Below are 18,059 nucleotides of genomic sequence, written 5' to 3' on the forward strand. Positions count from 1 at the left end.
AAGCTTCTTCATGGCAAAAAGAAAACCAAGCAGAAGGCTTGAAGTAAGGCTTGAGCCGGATGATGGGTAACTGTCAAGTCCGGTTCTTAGGGGAGGGGAGTAGAGTAATCTACAAACCTTACCCGACGTCACGTACGGTTTTGAAGACGAGTCGGCTGGGGGCGACCCCCCGACTTAGTTTAACCTAGCTTGGATAAAGATGAATTGCCTGTGTGGAATGCTGACAACCCAAAATCCTACAAGTTCAGTGGTAAGAGAATCAAACGTGGATTATACCGAACTAGCAAAGGTTGGTTGATTAACGCTGATTGCAACGGAGCGCTAAATATAATTCGCAAGCACACAAGTAACCCCAATGATTGTATCGGAGGGTTTAGAGGTTGTTTGGCTCAACCAGTAAGAGTTTTATGCTCTTAAGAATCCCCCGCTATAATCGTCCGGCTTAGCCGACGCGGGGCGCGTTCGATTTAGCGGTGGGAGCAGTCAACTGCCCAAGCTAGTAATAACCCCATAGCTGCCTAATGATCAAGGTTGAACCAACTTACCAACAAGTCAAGGCTTATTTAGCCAAGAAGCAATGGAGTCAAGCCGTTGCTTCTTGTAGGCAAGCCTTGAGACGGCAGCCTGATTCTGAGGAATTCAATGTTTTACTAGGCTTTGCCCTAGCTGCTCAGGAAAAGCGGAGGGAGGCAATTTATGCCTATAGTAAAGCGCTGCAACTCCAACCGGAGCAAGCTCAAACTCATGCTTGCCTAGGTGAGTTATATAGTCAACTCCAGGAGCTCACAACAGCAGCATGGCATTATCAACAAGCGGTTTGGCTACAGCCGGATCAGGGTGAGTACCATTACAATCTAGGAATCACGAGGCACAAGCTGTGGGAGTGGGATGCTGCCAAAGAAAGCTATCAGCAAGCGATCGCACTTAACCCCAAGGATGCCAAAGCCCACTATCACCTAGGAGTGTTGTATGGTCAACGGGGTCAGTTAGAGGAAGCCAGCAACAGTTATCGCCAAGCCATTACCAATCAGCCAGATTACCTCAGCGCTTATAATAACTTGGGCTGTGTTCTCTTTGAGCTAAAACAATTCGAGGCAGCAAAGGCGGTCTATCAACAAGGTATCGACCAACAAGGTATCGACGATAATCCTAAGTGTGGGACTCTGTATAATAACCTGGGTAAGGTGCTGCAAGCACAAGGTAAGGCAGGTCAAGCTCTGGTGGCATACAGTAGTGCGATTGAGTTAAACCCACAGCTAAAATCAGCTTACTTAAATCTGGGTCGGTTATGGCAACAGAAGGGGAATTATCCGATAGCAGTGCAGTATTTTGAAAGGCTGCTTAGTCTGGATCCAGAACAGATATTGACCTACAGTGAATGCGCCAACGCCTTGATGGCTCAGGGGAAACTAACCCTAGCCTTTGACTATTTACGAAAAGCGATCGCATTGCAACCAGCTTTTGTGGAGGCTTATTGCCAACGTGCTAAAAGTTTACCAGGCCAAGACATACTTGAGCGATCGCAAATTTATTGTTCTGGATTTCTTGAGGCACTACGGAACAAAGAGGATACTTTCCAAGTCTGCCTATATCTGTGGCAGACTTATCTGTATTTAGGGGATACCTTGTTTGAGTATGGTGCAGCAAAGCAGGCGGAAAAGTATTACCAGAAAGCGTTACAGATTCAGCCAGACCAGGTTGAGTTGTATATACGGTTAGGGGATTGTTTAGCCGAGCAGCAGCGACTGGATGCAGCAGTGATGACTTATCACATGGGTTTAGCCTTGCAACCAGCTCATCCTCAGATTTATCTACGGTTAGGGCAAGTCTTGAGCAAACAAAAGCGGTTCCAGCAAGCCCTTGAATACTACCAATCCCTCTGGCATCAGCACTTAGAAGAGGGCAAGGTGAGCGGTAACCTTGGTAGTCTCGGAGTCTTGCCGATAGATAACGTGCCGAGAAATAACTATAGTGCTAAGCCGCCAGATAACTATAGTGCTAAGCCTCTTACCTCCCAACCCCCTCACCCGATCAAGGGCATTTATGAAGCGACTAGAGACTGGTATATCAACACAGAGTGCCATGGCTGCTACTACATAGAGGTACCTTGGTCAACCATCGACAAGGATTGGCAATATACGGGATCGAGGGAAATTGAAGGTTCTGTGAACCATGGTTCCCAGGGCAATGGTTTCCCAAACGATATCAACACCATGTCCATGGTAGCGCCGCCAGTTTCTGCCCTGGCTCCTATATCTGTTGAAGGCAGCAAGTCTCAGTCTCAGTCCCAGTCTCAGTCCCAGCCTCAATGTGGCGGTGTTACCTGTAATCGATGTATGAGACGACTGTGTAACCAGTTTCAGTCGATTCATCTCGGCAAGAGGGTCTATCAGTGTCAGCCACCGCAAACACTTTCTGTGGATTCCCCTACTGTCTTTGTGGCGACTATCCCACAAGGACGGGCTTGGATTGCCCCCCAAAGCAGTTACTGGAAGATTTGTCATAGCATCGCCATCATTACTCCAGATGATTATTTGCTATCTGACCTCTCTCGAAATTACCCATGGTATTTACCTGGATGTGAGCATTACGACCCCAGAAACCATAGAATATTTAGTCTGGATCAGATGCCGCCTTTAGAGTACATTGATGGCACAGTAGCGGTTCTATCGGGACTGTCTGGACATGGCTACTACCACTGGATGTTTGATGTCCTGCCTAGAATTGAAATCCTACGCCGCAGTGGGATAGATTTCCCTAAGATTGATTGGTTTTTGATCAATACGCCACAGCAACCCTTTCAACAAGAAACCCTCAATTACTTAGGCATTCCTGCTAACAAAATTATCTCCAGCGATCGCTACCCCCATATTCAAGCCCAGGAGTTAGTCTTACCCTCCTTTCCCGGACATTTTGATTGGGTACCGCAGGGTACTATTAACTTTCTCAGACAGAGGTTTCTACCGCAAACTCTGGAATTAAGATACCCAGAGCGGATCTACATTTCTAGAGCGCAAGCCAGACATCGACAAGTTATCAATGAAACTGAGGTCAAGGAGCTGCTATCCCAATTTGGTTTTATTACCATTGCCCTAGAAAGCCTATCTGTGAAGGAACAAGTTGCTTTATTTGCTTCTGTTAAAGCAATTGTTGCTCCCCATGGCGCTGGTCTGACCAATACGGTATTTTGTCGCCCTGGCACTCAAATTATAGAACTAGTTTCACCGAATTATGTGAGAACAGATTACTGGATTATTAGCCAACAAATGGGACTAAAACATTATTATGTAAAAGGAGAGAATTTTGACTGTCAACCGATTCGCAAACTTATGTATACTAGCTCACTAACAGAAGATATATTAGTTAACCTAGATTCCCTTTACTCAGTAATGAAAATTACTGGCCTAAATCAGCTATGCTCAAGGGTGCATAACCAATAAGGAGGCAAAGGATGCCATGGATTCAGTAAAACTATTTGGGCTCTACCGAACTTGCTGTGTAACAATCTTAGGCAATAATTGCTATAAATAATAATTATTGGGCGATTGGGCGGGACTTTTAGTTTTTCAGAGAATGTTTTTTGATAAATAACCAGTCCGATCAGACCTAGTGGTCAATAAGCGCGTTTTTATACACACTATCTTCGGTAGAAATACTAACTATTTGAGAATACAAAAAAACTAATCTTGTTTGTGGCGAAAAAATCTGTAATAAATTATAGTTGATAGGTGGTAATATCAACTAGGATAAAGAAGGAGTTATAGTAGATGTCTTCTATGTTTGCTGACCCAGATCTTGAAGTTATCCCAAATGATGAAGACGGCTTCGTTATCTTAGGACCAGACGATGAACGAAGTAATATTAGGGGGAGCGATGGTCTAGATATTATTCAGACTGGTAATCAAAACGATGAGATTAGCGGTGGTGACGGGAATGATGTGCTCTTGGGGCAAGCAGGGGATGACCAAATCACTGGCGGTGAAGGCGATGATGTGGTGCTGGGTGGAGAAGGAGATGATAACCTGATCATAGGACCAGGCACTGATGTGGCGATCGGGGGTCCTGGAGAGGATACATTTACCTTCGAGTTCTTTGACGATCAGCCGGATATTATTACTGAGTTTAAGTCTGGAGAAGATCGGATCGTGATTCCAGGGGTTGATGACCAGACTATCGTAACTTACGACTCGATCACTGGTCAGCTAAAAGTGGATGGGGAAACCATTGCTCAATTGAGTTCAGGTTTGGATGTTGAAATTAATAAAACTGATGATGGTTTTGAGATACTTTAGTAGGTCAGTAATCAGCAATCAGCAATCAGCAATCAGCTGATAGGCTATTGGTTAGGTCACAGCGTGCCACGATACTGCTAGAAGCCTGTGCCGCGATACTTGAGGTGCCAAAGGCCAAGGGCTGACCGCTGACCACTGACCGCTGAATGCTTGATTTGAGTTGTGAACATGTTTTATGAAGGAAAGGCAACAGGCAAAAGTTAATCAAGTAGCGCTGCTCCCTGCTCCCTGCTCCCTGTTCCCTTTTCCCTGTTCCCCGTTCCCTGTTCCCTCTCATGTACACTTACTTAACTGAAGCAATTGCCGCTTGTGAGCAAGCGTTGGAAAGTCCATCTCCAAATCGACCTGATTTTGCCTCGACTTGCCGAGTTTTAGGCAATATCTTGCAAGGGATGGGTCGGTTTGATGATGCAATTTTCTGGCACTCTAGAGTGTTCGATGACAAACCGAATTTAGTGCAAGTCTATGCTAAAATAGGAAATATATACAGCAGTCAACAACAGTGGCAGGCAGCGATCGCATCCTACTATCATGCTATACGCCTCCAGCCAGATTTTGCTGAGGCTTACTGGAGTTTGGCAGAAATCTATTCTCAGCTGGGGAAAAAAGACGAGGAAATTGAGTGTTGGTATCAGACTCTGAGCCTGAAACCCAAATCAGCCAATGCTCAGGGACATTATAAACTAGGGAAAGCGTTCCTGGCTCAGGGTAAACCGGATCGAGCCATTGCTTGTTTCCAAAATGCGATTGAGCGTGACTCCACCCTATGGGCAGCTTACTACGAGTTAGGAGACTGTTTGATAGCCCAGGGGAAGTGGGAGAATGCGATCGCATGTTATCGTCAGTTAATCGACCTTGACCCAAATCAAGCTAAGGCCCACTATAAAATTGCTGGGATTTGGCTCAAACAAGGAATGGTGGACACAGCGATTGCAGCATTTCGCCGCTCGATTGAGGTTGATCCAAATTTTCCTGGAGCTTATCGGGAACTGATCCAACTGTTGATTCAACAGCAGAAGTGGGATGAAGCGATTGTCTCATGCCGTGCGGTCATTGCGACAGTGGGTGACTATCCCTGGACTTATGTTAAACTCGGGGATGCTTTGGTAAAAAAAGGTGAGTTGACCGAAGCCTACACTTGTTATCAACAAGCTGCTCAATTGCGGGGTTGGGATCAGTGTGCTCAGAAGGATTATCGATTCACCCAGGATAGGTTTACCTTTAAAATTCCGGTCTGGGAAAAACACTTGCAGCCCCTAGCTGGTGTCGCGGATGCTCAGTGTCTGGAAATTGGGAGTTTTCAAGGCAATTCCGCTTGCTGGTTACTTGATAAAATCCTGACTAACTCTTCAGCTCGATTAACTTGTGTTTCGCCACACTTTCAGGAAGAGTTTGCTGGAAATATAGCTAAAACTGGAGCAGCGGAAAAGGTGACTAGGTTAGAGGGAAAACCTGAGCAGTTGCTTAATTCCCTTGATGGCAATTACTACGATTTAGCTAACATTCGCGACAGGCGTCACAAAGCTACCATTGCTGAGCAAAATGCTTTACTTTGTTGGAAGCTACTCAAGGTGGGAGGGCTGATGATCGTTAATAACTATGGATGGAGCAATCCTGCTAAACCACAAGAAGCGCCTAAAATTGGGATTAATAGGTTTCTAGATTCAGTTAAGGGTCAGTTTGAGATTCTGCATCAGGCTCGCATAGTGATTGTTCAAAAAATAGCGTCTTAACGGTAACGATGTCAAGGGATATCAAACACTCTTCGGGTCATGATCACGACTCTGTTGACCCAACCGAGGGCCAGCTCAAGGTGGTGAAAATTCAATTAAAGTTGGCTAAAGACCATGCTAATCGGGGTAGTCTGTATGCTCAACAGCAACAGTGGCCCGAAGCGATCGCATGTTACGAAAAAGCGATCGCTATTGACCCCAAATTTGCTGGAGCTTACCGTAACTTGGCTCGGGTTTTTGCTAAGACTGGTCAACAGGACGAGGCTACGGAGTGTTGGTATCAAGCCCTAAGCCTAGAGCCAAATTGGGCTAAAGCCGAGGAGCATGTTAAGTTGGGCAACAGCTTGTGGTCTCTGGGAAAACCAGACCAAGCCATAACCTGTTATCGACAAGCGATTGAGTTAAAGCCCAATTTACTCCAAGTTTACTATCGTCTCGGGGAGATACTCCAATCCCAGGGAAAGATGGAAGATGCGATCGCATCTTATCAACAGGCGGTCGAGAATAATCCCCGAAATCACCAAGCCATGAACTATTATCGACAAATAGTCGATAGTAATCCCAACTCTAGCGCTAAAGATTATCATCAGTTGGGTCAACTGCTCAGAGGGCAAAGTCGATTCAAAGAAGCCATAGAGTCTTATCAAAAAGCGATTGAGCTTGACCCCTGTTTTAAGCGAGCTTATGTAGACCTACAGTACACCTGGATTGAATCAGAGCAGTTAGAGCAACTTATCACCTTTTATCGACAGTGCATCAAACGGCAACCAGATTTTCCTCTGGCTTGGGGTAATTTAGGGGATGTGCTAACCGAGCAAGGGCAACTTCAGGAGGCGATTAGCTGTTACCAAACTAGCGCTTACAAAAAAGCAGTTGCATCCCATCCCAACCTGGCCGAGGTTGACTGGAAACCTAAAAAAGAACATGGTCCAGACTTCGTTATTATTGGAGCGGCTAGATCTGGTACATCTTCATTATATATGTATCTGAGTCGTTATCCACAAATTATCTCCCCTCATAAAAAAGAGTTAAATTTTTTCAGTAAATATTTTAATCAAGGGATTGATTGGTATCTCGCCCATTTTCCATCTATTACCGACACTCCTAATTTCTTAGCTGGGGAAGCAAGTCCTAATTATTTTGACTGCACTGAATCTGCCCAACGGATGTTTCAGTTTTTACCTAACGTTAAGCTCATTGTTTTATTGAGAAATCCCGTTGATCGCGCCATCTCTTGTTACTATCACAATTTTTATCATGGTCGAGAAAAGCGCAGTCTAGAAGATGCCCTAAATCTAGAGAAGCAAAGACTGGAAAGTTTGACAGAATCGGAGCTATTACAGATTGGGTATCGACACCCAAATAATTTATTAGGAAGTCTTTACGTCTATAAGTTAAAACGATGGATGGAGATTTTTCCGAGAGAACAATTTTTAATAGTGAAGAGTGAAGACTTCTATAGCAATCCTAAGACTGTCATGAGTACCATCATTGAATTCCTGGGGTTATCTGATCAGAAGTTTTTTCAATATCCCAAATGCAATGGTAGGTCTTACACTCCCATTAGTCAGGAATTGAGACAAACCTTAAGTGAATTTTTTAGACCTCATAATCAGAGGTTGGAAGAGTATTTAGGAATGTCACTTAATTGGGATTAGAATCAAAAAAGCGGTGTTGCTCATTATGCGTATGGTTTTGCCCCCCTAGGGCGTGTTTTAAACGTTTTCCACAAGATTATGATCCCCCCCAGCCCCCCTTGAAAAAGGGGGGAGCCATACTCAAAGTCCCCCTTTTTTAAGGGGGATTTAGGGGGATCTCCGAGGTAATAAGACACGCCCTAGACCCCCAATCATGGGGTATTTAGGGGGCTTTAAGAAAACCAAATGATCGCGCATTAATTTATTAATTCAGCAACGCCTATTTCCTACTGTTCCCTGTTCCCTGTTCCCTGTTCCCTAAAATTACCATGGTTAAAACCACCTCCAAACTCACTTTTGAGGAATACCTGGAATATGATGATGGCACAGATAACCGTTATGAGCTGTTTGATGGGGAGTTAGTAGAATTGCCTCCTGAGAGTGAACCAAATAGTTGGATAGCAACTTGCCTAATGGTCGAATTAGCACAACTAATTAAACCCCGCTTAATTAAAACGCACAGTTGTGAATTACAAGTTCCAGGAAATCCTCAAAATCGCTATCCAGATTTAGTAGTAATTAGAGAAGAACATCTTATCCAAACGGAAAAACGCCTAACTATCACCCTTGATATGCTTCCACCACAGTTTGTGGCTGAGGTAGTTAGCCCCTACAAAAATCAAAGGGATGAAAACTACCGACGTGATTACGTGGAAAAAGTACAACAATACCAAGAAAGGGCTATTCCTGAATATTGGATTATTGACCCCCAAGAGCAGTTAGTAACTGTGCTGGTGTTAAACAATGGTCGTTATGAAAAACAAGAATTTCGGGGTAATGAGCAGATTGTTTCCCAGACTTTCGGTGATTTTAAGTTTACGGCTTTACAGGTTATCAGTGCTAATTGATATAGCAGCTGCGTAGGGTGTGTTAGGGACGGTTCGCCCTGATATTATGTTTCGCAGTCAGTGTTGAGATAGCCCGTCCCGTAACGCACCACCGGGTCTGGAAGAAATAACGAATTTAAATTCACATCAGCTTACCTGCGTTCGCTAAAGTTATGCGTTCGTTTTTTTGAAATTTATTATCAAATTACCTCCAAAAAAAAATATAAAAACCCTTGACAACTAAAACCATAATCATTACAATAATCAGTATGAACATAATTCAGGTTTTTAACCATGTCTCAAAACTTTATTCCGAATCAAAACAATAATTCTGATGAATCTAACCAAAAGAAACAACGTATTAAGTACATTAAGGGCTCTCCTGAAGGAGTCACCAAGACTATTTACTCCCTTTCTGCACTCGGGTATGGGTCGGTTTCCGACTGGAGCCCTTTGCAGCCAACCGGAATTCCAGGGCAAGTAATTAGTTTTGCAACCAAGTATTCGACTTGGCGTTAATAGGTTAAATTTCTGGGGGGGTTTCCCCCCGGCAAAGGCTCCGGTCTTTTGGCGTAGCGTGACCTTTGCCCAATGAAATAGGATTACATCCGGATTGATTCGGAAAGTGAGAGACATGACATAGTGTTTACTGAAATAGCCGTGGATAGTATTTCTACGGCTATTTTTTTTGCTATAGATGGGTGTGGAATGTGAGTTAAGGAGGCGATTGATTGCTATCATGGTGTTATTGCGTTCGCGTAGCGTGGCCAACGGCCAATCGCATCAGATTCCGATTGGAGTTATTTTCAAATAGCCCAAGCTTAATGACAGCAAAGTCAGTACAAAGAAGCACCGTAAAACCCTATCCCTTCCTGTCATAACAATATAATTTACATGAAGACCAGCTTAGGATAGGTCAATCTTGATCTAAAATATCAGAAGTGAAAGGACAATTCTGAGGAAAACTAACAGATGGATAATTCCTGCTCACCTTCTTCAGTGGATATCTGTAGCAATCGGAAAAGACCGATTCAAGATAAGGCTTGAGGCTAGGAGATTCAGACAACAGAAGATTAATCTGTTCTCTTTGTTCATCGATAGTATTTTCCCAGCCTCGATAATCAGGCTCTGAATCTACGTACTGCCTTTTTAGCAAATGTTCCATCAAAACCTTAAGTCGGCTCTGAAGCTCTCGTCTATCGGATCGTCCCAAGGATGCTATCTCCTCAATTAAATTGTCTATATCCAACTCATCAAAGTTTTTTGTTTTGAGTTGCTGGCAAGTTGTCTCAGTCCACAGAACGAAATCCTGATCATACAAGTCATGATTACTCATTGCTTGTTCATCCTTTTCTATTTTTTTTGTAACGATCAGAGCCTCTCCCGTTTTCAGGTAAAACTGCCTGCAAAAAATAACGCTACTCTTGAGGCTTTCAGAGAATAAATCAACAGCATAGAGTCAACTAATCAAGGGGCATCTCATAGTTGAAATATTCTCCTTTTTTATCCTATATCATGTCGGGATAATTACCCTTAATAAAAATCTCCCCCATCTCCCCATCTCCCCATCTCCCCACACTTCCCACCCTCCCCGCGCCCGGGCTCCTTAATTATGGGTATTCAACCAAACTTGATATGAGGGGGTTTGGGCTTTGGGGGAGCTATAAAACCCCTGGGCTTAAGGAAGCTTAGCGGGGGATATAGGCTTTACAAATGAGTTGTAAAACTAGATTATAATTTTTTCTAATCAAAACAAACGCTGTATTCCTTACTAAGGCTACCATATCCAGATTTTTATGTTCCCTAAAGCGTTTCATCCTATGTTTACATCTCAAATAAAAATGCTATACATGGACTCCCCCAAGTTAAGTTAAGTTACATTGAGTAACTTAACTTAACAATTAAAAGTGTTTAGCTTACCAATAAATAGTGTATAATCTCTGCATACAGCTTTTCAACTGTAAATACTACTAACACTCAACTACCGCTACCGACTCTACCCCGATGCTACTCAACAGCAAACGCTGATTGAGTGGATGGAAATCTATCGGACGACCTACAACTATGGGTGGCGATAGATTAAAAATTGGTGTAACAGTCGGCAAGAAAAAAAACGACTCCCATAGCTTTGGATGTTTTTGGTTCATCTGTTATTAATGTGACGCAAGGAGCAGAGGTAGAAGCAATGTATTCTGGATACTTGAAGCCTGATATTGAGGGTTTACAACAAGACGTTATTACACGACTGAAGGAAATCAGTGACCTGATGACGGATGCTAGTGAAATACTAGGAGAGGAGGGTTCAGGGAATAATTACACCCAATTGAAGCAGAAAGTAGATACTGCCAAACAGCAGGTGGAAAATCTGGAATTAGTCATGTCGATTATCGCGCCCATGAAGGCAGGTAAGTCTACAGCTATCAATGCGATTGTTGGGCGGAAACTTCTGCCTAGCCGCAGTGATGCCATGACCACACTCCCTACAGAAGTTGTCTTTAAAGCTGAATTAGAACAGCCAATTTTGAAGTTGAGTGAACCAGTAGTTTCTGTGTTTAGCAAGACAATTGAGGCTTTGCAGAGCAATCTTCAAGAGTTGGACACTGACGAAATGGAAAGTATGATGGCTAAGTATAGGCATCTGAATGACTTAGTTGAAAAAATCAAAAAACAGCCTTTAGCCTCACTAGTCCCTAAACAGGAAACCTTTGGCTTTAATAATATCCGGAAAACCCTGACTGCTTTGAATGACATTATCCGTTTGTGCAGCCTGAATGAAGTTGACGATCCTATTGGTAAACTTCTCTGTCTTAATCTTAAGTCTCCGCGCATTGAAACTCCCTTTTGGCAAGAAGAAGATGCTGATAAAACTGCAAAAATCGGTAATCTAGTAATTATTGATACCCCTGGAGGTACTGAAGCTGGACAAGAGCAGAAACTAAAGGCTGTAGTCACAAAGCAGCTCACAAAAAGTGCAGTTGTTTTGATTATGCTCAATTTTGGCGCAATGGGCAGAACTGCTGACAATAAAGTTGAAAGTGAAGTTGAAGAAATAAGAAATTTACAAGATAGTGAGAAGGATAACCTATACGTTTTGGTAAACCAGATTGACAGACGTGGTAAAAATTCCAGGACTCCTGAGGAAGTCAAGGACTTTGTCAAAGAGGCATATGGCATAGGTGATTCTGGCGAGAACAAAGATACAAATAGAGTTTTTGAAATATCAGCTCACTGGGCACTGTTCTCTGCTAATTTCTTTCTTCGAAAACTAGATAAAAATGAAGATGCAGCTAAAAATGATATCAAAATCCAACCAGATATTGCCAGAGATTTACTAGGAGCAGAGTGGGAAGACGATATTGAACATGCCTCCTTGGAGGAACTGAAACGTAAAGTTAGGAAGCTGCGAGAAAGATCAGGTTTTGATGATTTTATTAAGAAGGCAATGGAGGAGTTAATGCTCTCAGCAGCGCCTGAATCCATGAAGGCAGCACTTAAAGAAATTTGCAGCTACTTAAAGCATATCCCAAAGGATGTAGAACTTCAGATAAAAGCTATTAACCAAAAGGCAGCAGAAATAAAAAAGCAAAAAGATGCCTTACAATCTAAAATAAATGGTCTTGAGGATTGTCGCCATCGTCTGAAAGAACGAATAGAGGAAAAACAGGAACAACTTAATCAGAAGCTAGAGGCAATTCGTATTCCCCTAAAAAAAGCAGCAGAAGTGACTATTGACGATTATTTTTCACAGTCTCCAACCGACGCTTTACAAAAATGGGAAACATTTGCAAGTCAAATGGGTGTAGCAAAAAAGATTGTAGAAAAGAGAATCCAAGAGTTTATTTCTTTTGATGACTGGATTAAAAATTATTCAATTTTACAGTTCAAGTGGAATACTGATTATTCAGTTGAATTATCAAGTAAAGCAGATGCAGAAGAATTTCGTAGACTGGCAGTTAATTACGCAACTGTAAGAACAGAAAAGTTATTTGACAGTATTCGTGAAGCGACTGAAGAAGAACTAAAAAACTCCCGTGAAGAGCTGACATTATTATTAGATAGTGAGACAAAGCCAATAATTGAGGAGGCGAGGGAGCAACTGTCAAAAGGCTTCGATGTGGAAATTCCACCCCCACCGCCAGAACCAGACATAGACCTAAATTCTATTCAACCTTCAGTAGATGAGTTACCAGAGTATGGATACGAAGAAGTAGATGAAAACTACAGGCCATGGTATTTTTTTGGGTGGCTTGAAAGAACAAGGACAGTGATTAAAAATGTACAAGTAGGTAACAAATATATTGTCAACCTGAATGATTTAATTACTAAAATTAATGAAGTAATTAAGGAAAAAATTGATATAAACTATCAGGGAAGTCAAGAGTACATTGTTCAGCAATTTGAAAAGGATACTGAAACCTTTTTTCAAAATCTTCAACAGTACTTAGGTGGATACAAAGACCAGATGAAGGAGTCCCTGAGGAAGCAGGGATCTGAGGAAAAGCAAAAAACAGTGGTAGAAAACCTCAAGAATAAGTTAGCAGATGATGCTCGAGAACAAATCAAAAAGGTAGATATTATTCTCCAACGTATAGAATACTTCTTATCTCTAAATAATGGATAATTATAATATAACACATCTTCAAGAACTAGAGTCTCATCTTAAAGAACTAGACTCTCAGTATCAAGTCCCCATCCTGAGGGATAAAGCTCTGATTGACCTAATAAATGGTATTCAGGTCAACCGCGACCTCATCAGCTATGGTAAGAAGCAAAGGAGTCTGGGCCGCCTGTGGGACTTACTAACTGGCAGCGACTCCCAGCGCCAATCCCTCTTAGGTGAAAACCTAGTCGCTGGTCAAAATACACTGTACCAATGGGCATTAGAACTCACTTCTTCCGAAGATATTAGTCAAGTAGCACTGGCTGTTACCCAGGAAAAATTGCTGGAAGCCCGTGAGGCTATTCGCCGTCAGCAACAAAGGCTAAATATTCAACACCAAGAACTAAGAACTCTGCTGCAAGGTTTGACTAAAGAGATTGACTCACGTTTCCAGAAACTGGATGAAAAGATAAATAACCTAGAAGTAAGTACGGCTGCTCATCAGGAATTTGAGAGCATAATAACTTTCTGGGAAGCAAAGAGTACTTACACAAAGCTACCTTGGGTAGTACAGGTAGCCTTTTTAGCACGGCAAGTTTTCAGTGGTGCAGTTGCTAGCTATGAACTGAAATCTAATGATAAAAAACTTTATCGTGAGTGGTTCGTCAATCGAGTTGTCAAGTCTCCCAGAAGCCAAGAGATCCCGGACCCCCAAATGACTCCTCATAACCCATTCTGTTCCCTTGCAGACCTTCTAGAGAAAACTAGGTTAGACATGGCAGACAATGGCCGCACATTAGAATTAGCAGCAGCGTTGTTGGAGGTTCGGTCAGTGCCGCGAGAGCGTCTTTTAAAGACTCCTTTGCTATTCACTATTGGTACAACTCTGGAACTGGCCGCCCTCCCTCCTGAAGATATACCGCCAAAGCCCGCACATTGTGCAATTGAGCTATGTCGCGCTCACATTCAACACATCGACCAAACCACAGATCGAAGACAATTTGTCGAAACCATTGTGCATGAAACCGCTAATGACTGTATGGCAATCATGGCAACCCGTCCTACTATCACAAGTTGAGCTCTATGGAACACACAAACCCCAAATTTGGACTTGTACTAGCTGGTGGTGGTGCTAAAGGAGCATATCAGGCCGGTGTATGTAAATATCTTGCCGAAATTGGACTAGAGCCACAAATTATTGCTGGCACTAGCATCGGCACCCTTAATGGCGCTGTTCTCGCATCCAGTGAATCATTTGCGGAAGGTGTCAAGCGATTGAATAAACTTTGGGATCAATTAGGTCAAAAACAGGTTATCCGTCCCAATAAGAGTGCAGTTCTTAAAACATTAAGCTATGGTGCTAAAGCTTTTATCCCAAATCTGAGAACGTGGTGGTTTGATTTCTTAGTAAAGATAGGGTTGCCCAAAGACCACAACGCAATCTTTGACCCTGAACCTGTAGAAACTCTATTACGCGAAGCCGTAGACCCGGCTAAGCTGCGAAAAGGTATTGAGTTATGGGCAACAGTATTTCCAGCACTGAAAATACCAGACTTAGACTACGATTTACTGATGCCCTTAGTCGATCTTTTGCGAGCCCAAGCTGGTACATCTGCCCACTGGCTTCGGGTGCAGGATTGCCAAGATGATGAAACTCTCTATAATTTACTCCTTGCTAGTGCTGCCATTCCCTTGGCATTTCCTCAACGAGAAGTTAATGGTCAGTTCTATGTAGACGGTGCTTTGGGAGATAATATCCCCTTGGGAGCATTAGCCGCTCGTGGATGTACTTTCGCCATTGTAATTCACTTAGATAACGGAGAAACCTGGAGCCGCCACGACTTTCCAGAGCAAGCCATCATTGAAATTAGACCAGAACAACAAATCAATAAATCGAATAGGCCAGTTATCGGTTTCATTGATAGTTTGCTAGACTTCAGCCCTGAACGCATCACAGAACTCAAAAAGCGTGGTTATGAAGATGCCCAGCGTTGCTTGCAGCCAATTCTCGAAACCTTTATAGCGATTAGAGCCATGCGTGGTTCTCAGGACAAACTGATCAAACAGACATGGGAGTTGCACAATGACCGACCACTATTGGATGATTAAGGGTTGTGATAAATAAAGGTTGACCATTGATATAGTCAACCTTTAACCAATAACTATCGCAATAGTGACTTCTAAACCAGCCACTTAAGACTAGAAATTCATTTCAGCAGCTTGCACCTTCTCTACTTGCTTCTTCTTAATAACTAGCAAGACTTGAGATAGCATAATCGCGCCGATGAATAGCATCAACCACTTAATCCGAGCTGGGTCTTGTAAGACCACTTCCACATCCCTTTGACCAAATCCACCAACATTAGGATCAGTACTCAGAGCTTGTCCTGATACTACCTGATCTCCTTCAGCAACCAGTAACTCTGGGCCAGGGGGAACCGTATCAACTACAGTCTCGCCGTCTGGGGTCTTGATAGTGACGTCGTAGCCAACATACTCTTCAAAGGTAATTTTGGTAATTTCACCAGTGGCAGAGGCATTGAAGGCATTATTATTGCTAAGGTTACCAGCGGGGTAAACCTGACCCCGTCCCCGGTTACCACCAACATGAAGCTGGTATTTACCAAAATAGATATTTTTCTCAGTTCTGGGGTCAGGAGAGAGAACTGGGAACACAATTTCTTGATACTCCTCACCTGGTAGAGGACCAACGAGTACTATATTTTCCTGCTCTTCGCTGTAAGGTTGGTAGTACATGTTTTCGGTTTCTTCTTGCATTTCCTCCGGAATCCGGTCAGGAGGAGCAATCTTGAAACCTTCCGGTAACATCACCACGGCACCGACCTGTAAGCCACCTTTAGAACCATCACCATAGACCTCTTGTGCTTCTAGGTCATAGGGGATTTTAACCACAGCTTCAAATACAGTATCTGGCAGTACCGATTGGGGAATTTCAACTTCTGTCGGTTTCTCTGCTAGGTGACAATTAGCACAAACTATCTTGCCAGTGGCTTCACGAGGGGTTTCTGGTGCAGTTTGCTGTGCCCAGAAGGGATAGGCAGCAGCTGACTGGGGAACTGCCAGGTCGCTGGCAAAGAAAAGGGCGACAGCTGCCACAACCAAAACGATAGCTCTGGCAATCATCCCCTTGCCACGGTTAACCATCACCGATACATCAGGTGTTCTCATCACTAAGCCAAAAAACTCAAAAATTGGTAATTTAAAAATTGCAACTTGTTAATTGCTAATGGTTGATTAGCACTAGTCAATTAACTAAAAACTAAGGACTAAGGACTAGAGCAATTAACTCCACCAGGGGTTTTCACCAGTGCGGAAATCAGTTTCTTTCCAGGTGCTGAAGACTAGGGTGTCGTTTTCTGTTACCGTGGCGTGTGCCAAAGCTAGAGACAAAGGCGCTGGTCCACGTACTACCTTGCCAGTATTGTCATACTGGGATCCATGGCAAGGACAGATGAACCGGTTCTTGCTAGCATTCCAAGGTACAACACAGCCTAAGTGAGTGCAAACCGCGTTGAGACCGTAAGCCTCAAGACCTTGATCTTCAGTAACAATCACATAGGTGGGGTCCCCTTTGAGACCTTGAGTCAGGGTGCGATCGCCTACATTGTGACTAGCTAAAAACTCGCTGACCTTGATGTCATTGCCCAAAGCATCTTTAGCTGTGACACCACCACCAGCCCCACCACTGGATGGGGGGATAAAATACTTAACGATTGGGTAGAGAGCTCCAACAAATGTGCCGGTAATCGTCCCAAACGCCAAGAGGTTCATAAATTGGCGACGCCCCATATCTGGAACGTCTGGAGAGCCAGAAGCTTGAGCCATAACTGAACGCCTAAAGGTATACTTTTTTTACAATTCTGGGAAAATTACCAGAATTTTTTGAACCCTGTTTTTATAACTGTAGTGTAATTTAACCACTGGACAGGGTTGCCCAAATCCCTGCAATATAAGGATTCACGGCTTGAACTATAAGTATTATTACATTCTTTTACGCTTTATCATAAAGTTAAGAAGCGTTGTATTTGTAACAAAATGTAAACATTAAGTTAGGGCAACAGGCTATGACAGGACAGGACTTGCACCAACTCCTGCTCAATAAGTGGGGACGCTCCTATGACATCCAGATTCGGAGGACTCAAGGGAAAATCTTTGTTCAGGTGATGTGGAAGTATCTGGAGCAGCAATCCTTCCCCCTTTCTGAAGCTGAGTACCTAGAGCATTTAGATACAGTAGCCAACTATATCCGAGGTTGGGGAGGAGCCAGCCAGGTGCAAGAGTTCATTAACAACACCCGTGAGCGTCCACGACTAGGCAAAGTGGTCAGTATTCCCATAGAACTAGGTGAGCGGTCCTCAGAATGGATGCTAGAGGATTTTTAGGGAGTAGGGAGTAGGGAGTAGGGTGTGGGGTGTGGGGTGTGGGTAGTAGGGAGGTGTGGGTAGTTTAGACAACGGCCAAAAATCTCGAACTATTAAATTCTACCGTTCGCGTAGCGTGGCCATAGGCCAAAGAAGTTTATGTTAAGCTGACGGCTTGGTCTGAGGGGATTGGTGCTGTAGTGGGAGCTAGATCAGGGATGAGCTTTTTGGGCTTGGGGGATGCGATCGCATTTCATAGAATTGTCTGGCCGATTAGTCTCAGTCTTAGAGTTCCCCCCACTGTTGGTCAGAGGAACACCTGTGATCAACGGGTGCATCTGATTAAAGCTGTTTGACCCGGTGGGTGGAACAGGCATCTTGCCTGTTGCAATTTTCCGGCGGGCTGTCTCAACGCCTCTTACCCCGATTCCCGATTCCCGATTCCCGATTCCCGATTCCCGATTCCCGATTCCCGATTCCCGATTCCCAATTCTTAATTCTAAATTCTTAATTCTTAATTCTTAATTC

General features: G+C 43.4%; 16 protein-coding genes and 1 pseudogene. 13 read left to right on the plus strand and 4 right to left on the minus strand.

Translation table 11 applies throughout. From position 1 onward, the window contains the following. Positions 1-186 precede the first annotated feature (186 nt). The 7 genes and pseudogenes from F6K51_RS25700 to F6K51_RS25730 form a co-directional block, all read left to right on the plus strand. Positions 187-417: pseudogene (locus F6K51_RS25700) on the plus strand (RNA-guided endonuclease TnpB family protein); the annotation flags it as partial. A gap of 104 nt (positions 418-521) precedes the next feature. Next, a complete protein-coding gene (locus F6K51_RS25705; RefSeq protein WP_293025463.1) occupies positions 522-3,440 on the plus strand; it encodes a tetratricopeptide repeat protein in 2,919 nt (972 codons plus the stop codon). 327 nt (positions 3,441-3,767) lie between these two features. Beyond that, positions 3,768-4,292: a hypothetical protein gene (locus F6K51_RS25710; RefSeq protein ID WP_293025465.1), complete on the plus strand. Its 525-nt coding sequence runs from the start codon at positions 3,768-3,770 to the stop codon at positions 4,290-4,292. 275 nt (positions 4,293-4,567) lie between these two features. Continuing rightward, positions 4,568-6,025 (plus strand): tetratricopeptide repeat protein, encoded by a 1,458-nt coding sequence (locus tag F6K51_RS25715; RefSeq protein ID WP_293025467.1) that lies wholly within the window; start codon positions 4,568-4,570, stop codon positions 6,023-6,025. 8 nt (positions 6,026-6,033) lie between these two features. Further along, the gene (locus F6K51_RS25720) at positions 6,034-7,683 is read left to right on the plus strand and encodes a tetratricopeptide repeat-containing sulfotransferase family protein (RefSeq protein WP_293025469.1); all 1,650 of its coding nucleotides are present in this window, start codon (positions 6,034-6,036) and stop codon (positions 7,681-7,683) included. A 308-nt stretch (positions 7,684-7,991) separates the two neighbouring features. Next, positions 7,992-8,570: a Uma2 family endonuclease gene (locus tag F6K51_RS25725; protein WP_293025471.1), complete on the plus strand. Its 579-nt coding sequence runs from the start codon at positions 7,992-7,994 to the stop codon at positions 8,568-8,570. 273 nt (positions 8,571-8,843) lie between these two features. Next, a complete protein-coding gene (locus F6K51_RS25730) occupies positions 8,844-9,068 on the plus strand; it encodes a hypothetical protein (RefSeq protein ID WP_293025473.1) in 225 nt (74 codons plus the stop codon). 397 nt (positions 9,069-9,465) lie between these two features. Here F6K51_RS25730 and F6K51_RS25735 read toward each other — a convergent pair whose 3' ends face one another. After that, positions 9,466-9,885 (minus strand): DUF29 domain-containing protein, encoded by a 420-nt coding sequence (locus F6K51_RS25735; protein WP_293025475.1) that lies wholly within the window; start codon positions 9,883-9,885, stop codon positions 9,466-9,468. Between the two features lie 628 nt (positions 9,886-10,513). Between F6K51_RS25735 and F6K51_RS25740 the strand changes: the two genes are divergently transcribed. From F6K51_RS25740 to F6K51_RS25755, 4 genes are read left to right on the plus strand one after another with little or no spacing between them, the layout of a single operon-like run. Continuing rightward, positions 10,514-10,627 (plus strand): helix-turn-helix domain-containing protein, encoded by a 114-nt coding sequence (locus F6K51_RS25740; RefSeq protein WP_293025499.1) that lies wholly within the window; start codon positions 10,514-10,516, stop codon positions 10,625-10,627. 50 nt (positions 10,628-10,677) lie between these two features. Next, a complete protein-coding gene (locus tag F6K51_RS25745) occupies positions 10,678-13,170 on the plus strand; it encodes a dynamin family protein (RefSeq protein WP_293025476.1) in 2,493 nt (830 codons plus the stop codon). Then, positions 13,163-14,227: a diguanylate cyclase regulator RdcB family protein gene (locus F6K51_RS25750; RefSeq protein ID WP_293025477.1), complete on the plus strand. Its 1,065-nt coding sequence runs from the start codon at positions 13,163-13,165 to the stop codon at positions 14,225-14,227. The genes F6K51_RS25745 and F6K51_RS25750 overlap by 8 nt, the downstream gene beginning before the upstream one ends. A gap of 5 nt (positions 14,228-14,232) precedes the next feature. Further along, positions 14,233-15,258, plus strand: coding sequence for a patatin-like phospholipase family protein (locus tag F6K51_RS25755; protein ID WP_293025479.1), 1,026 nt, complete (start codon positions 14,233-14,235; stop codon positions 15,256-15,258). A gap of 90 nt (positions 15,259-15,348) precedes the next feature. On the opposite strand, the gene petA is transcribed toward F6K51_RS25755, so the two are convergent. Together petA and petC are read right to left on the minus strand one after the other, a co-directional pair. Further along, the gene (petA, locus tag F6K51_RS25760; RefSeq protein WP_293025501.1) at positions 15,349-16,338 is read right to left on the minus strand and encodes a cytochrome f; all 990 of its coding nucleotides are present in this window, start codon (positions 16,336-16,338) and stop codon (positions 15,349-15,351) included. 114 nt (positions 16,339-16,452) lie between these two features. Next, positions 16,453-16,995 (minus strand): cytochrome b6-f complex iron-sulfur subunit, encoded by a 543-nt coding sequence (gene petC / locus F6K51_RS25765; protein ID WP_293025481.1) that lies wholly within the window; start codon positions 16,993-16,995, stop codon positions 16,453-16,455. A 239-nt stretch (positions 16,996-17,234) separates the two neighbouring features. Between petC and F6K51_RS25770 the strand changes: the two genes are divergently transcribed. Continuing rightward, on the plus strand, positions 17,235-17,552 hold the full coding sequence (locus F6K51_RS25770; protein ID WP_293025483.1) for a DUF3067 family protein: 318 nt from the start codon (positions 17,235-17,237) through the stop codon (positions 17,550-17,552). A 191-nt stretch (positions 17,553-17,743) separates the two neighbouring features. On the opposite strand, the gene F6K51_RS25775 is transcribed toward F6K51_RS25770, so the two are convergent. Beyond that, on the minus strand, positions 17,744-17,908 hold the full coding sequence (locus F6K51_RS25775) for a hypothetical protein (protein WP_293025485.1): 165 nt from the start codon (positions 17,906-17,908) through the stop codon (positions 17,744-17,746). Position 17,909: 1 nt separating this feature from the next. On the opposite strand from F6K51_RS25775, the gene F6K51_RS25780 reads away from it, so the two are divergent. Further along, positions 17,910-18,056: a hypothetical protein gene (locus tag F6K51_RS25780; protein WP_293025487.1), complete on the plus strand. Its 147-nt coding sequence runs from the start codon at positions 17,910-17,912 to the stop codon at positions 18,054-18,056. The last annotated feature ends 3 nt before the right edge of the window (positions 18,057-18,059 follow it).

Origin of the sequence: Moorena sp. SIO3I8 (assembly GCF_010692325.1) — a bacterium.
GTDB lineage: Bacteria > Cyanobacteriota > Cyanobacteriia > Cyanobacteriales > Coleofasciculaceae > Moorena.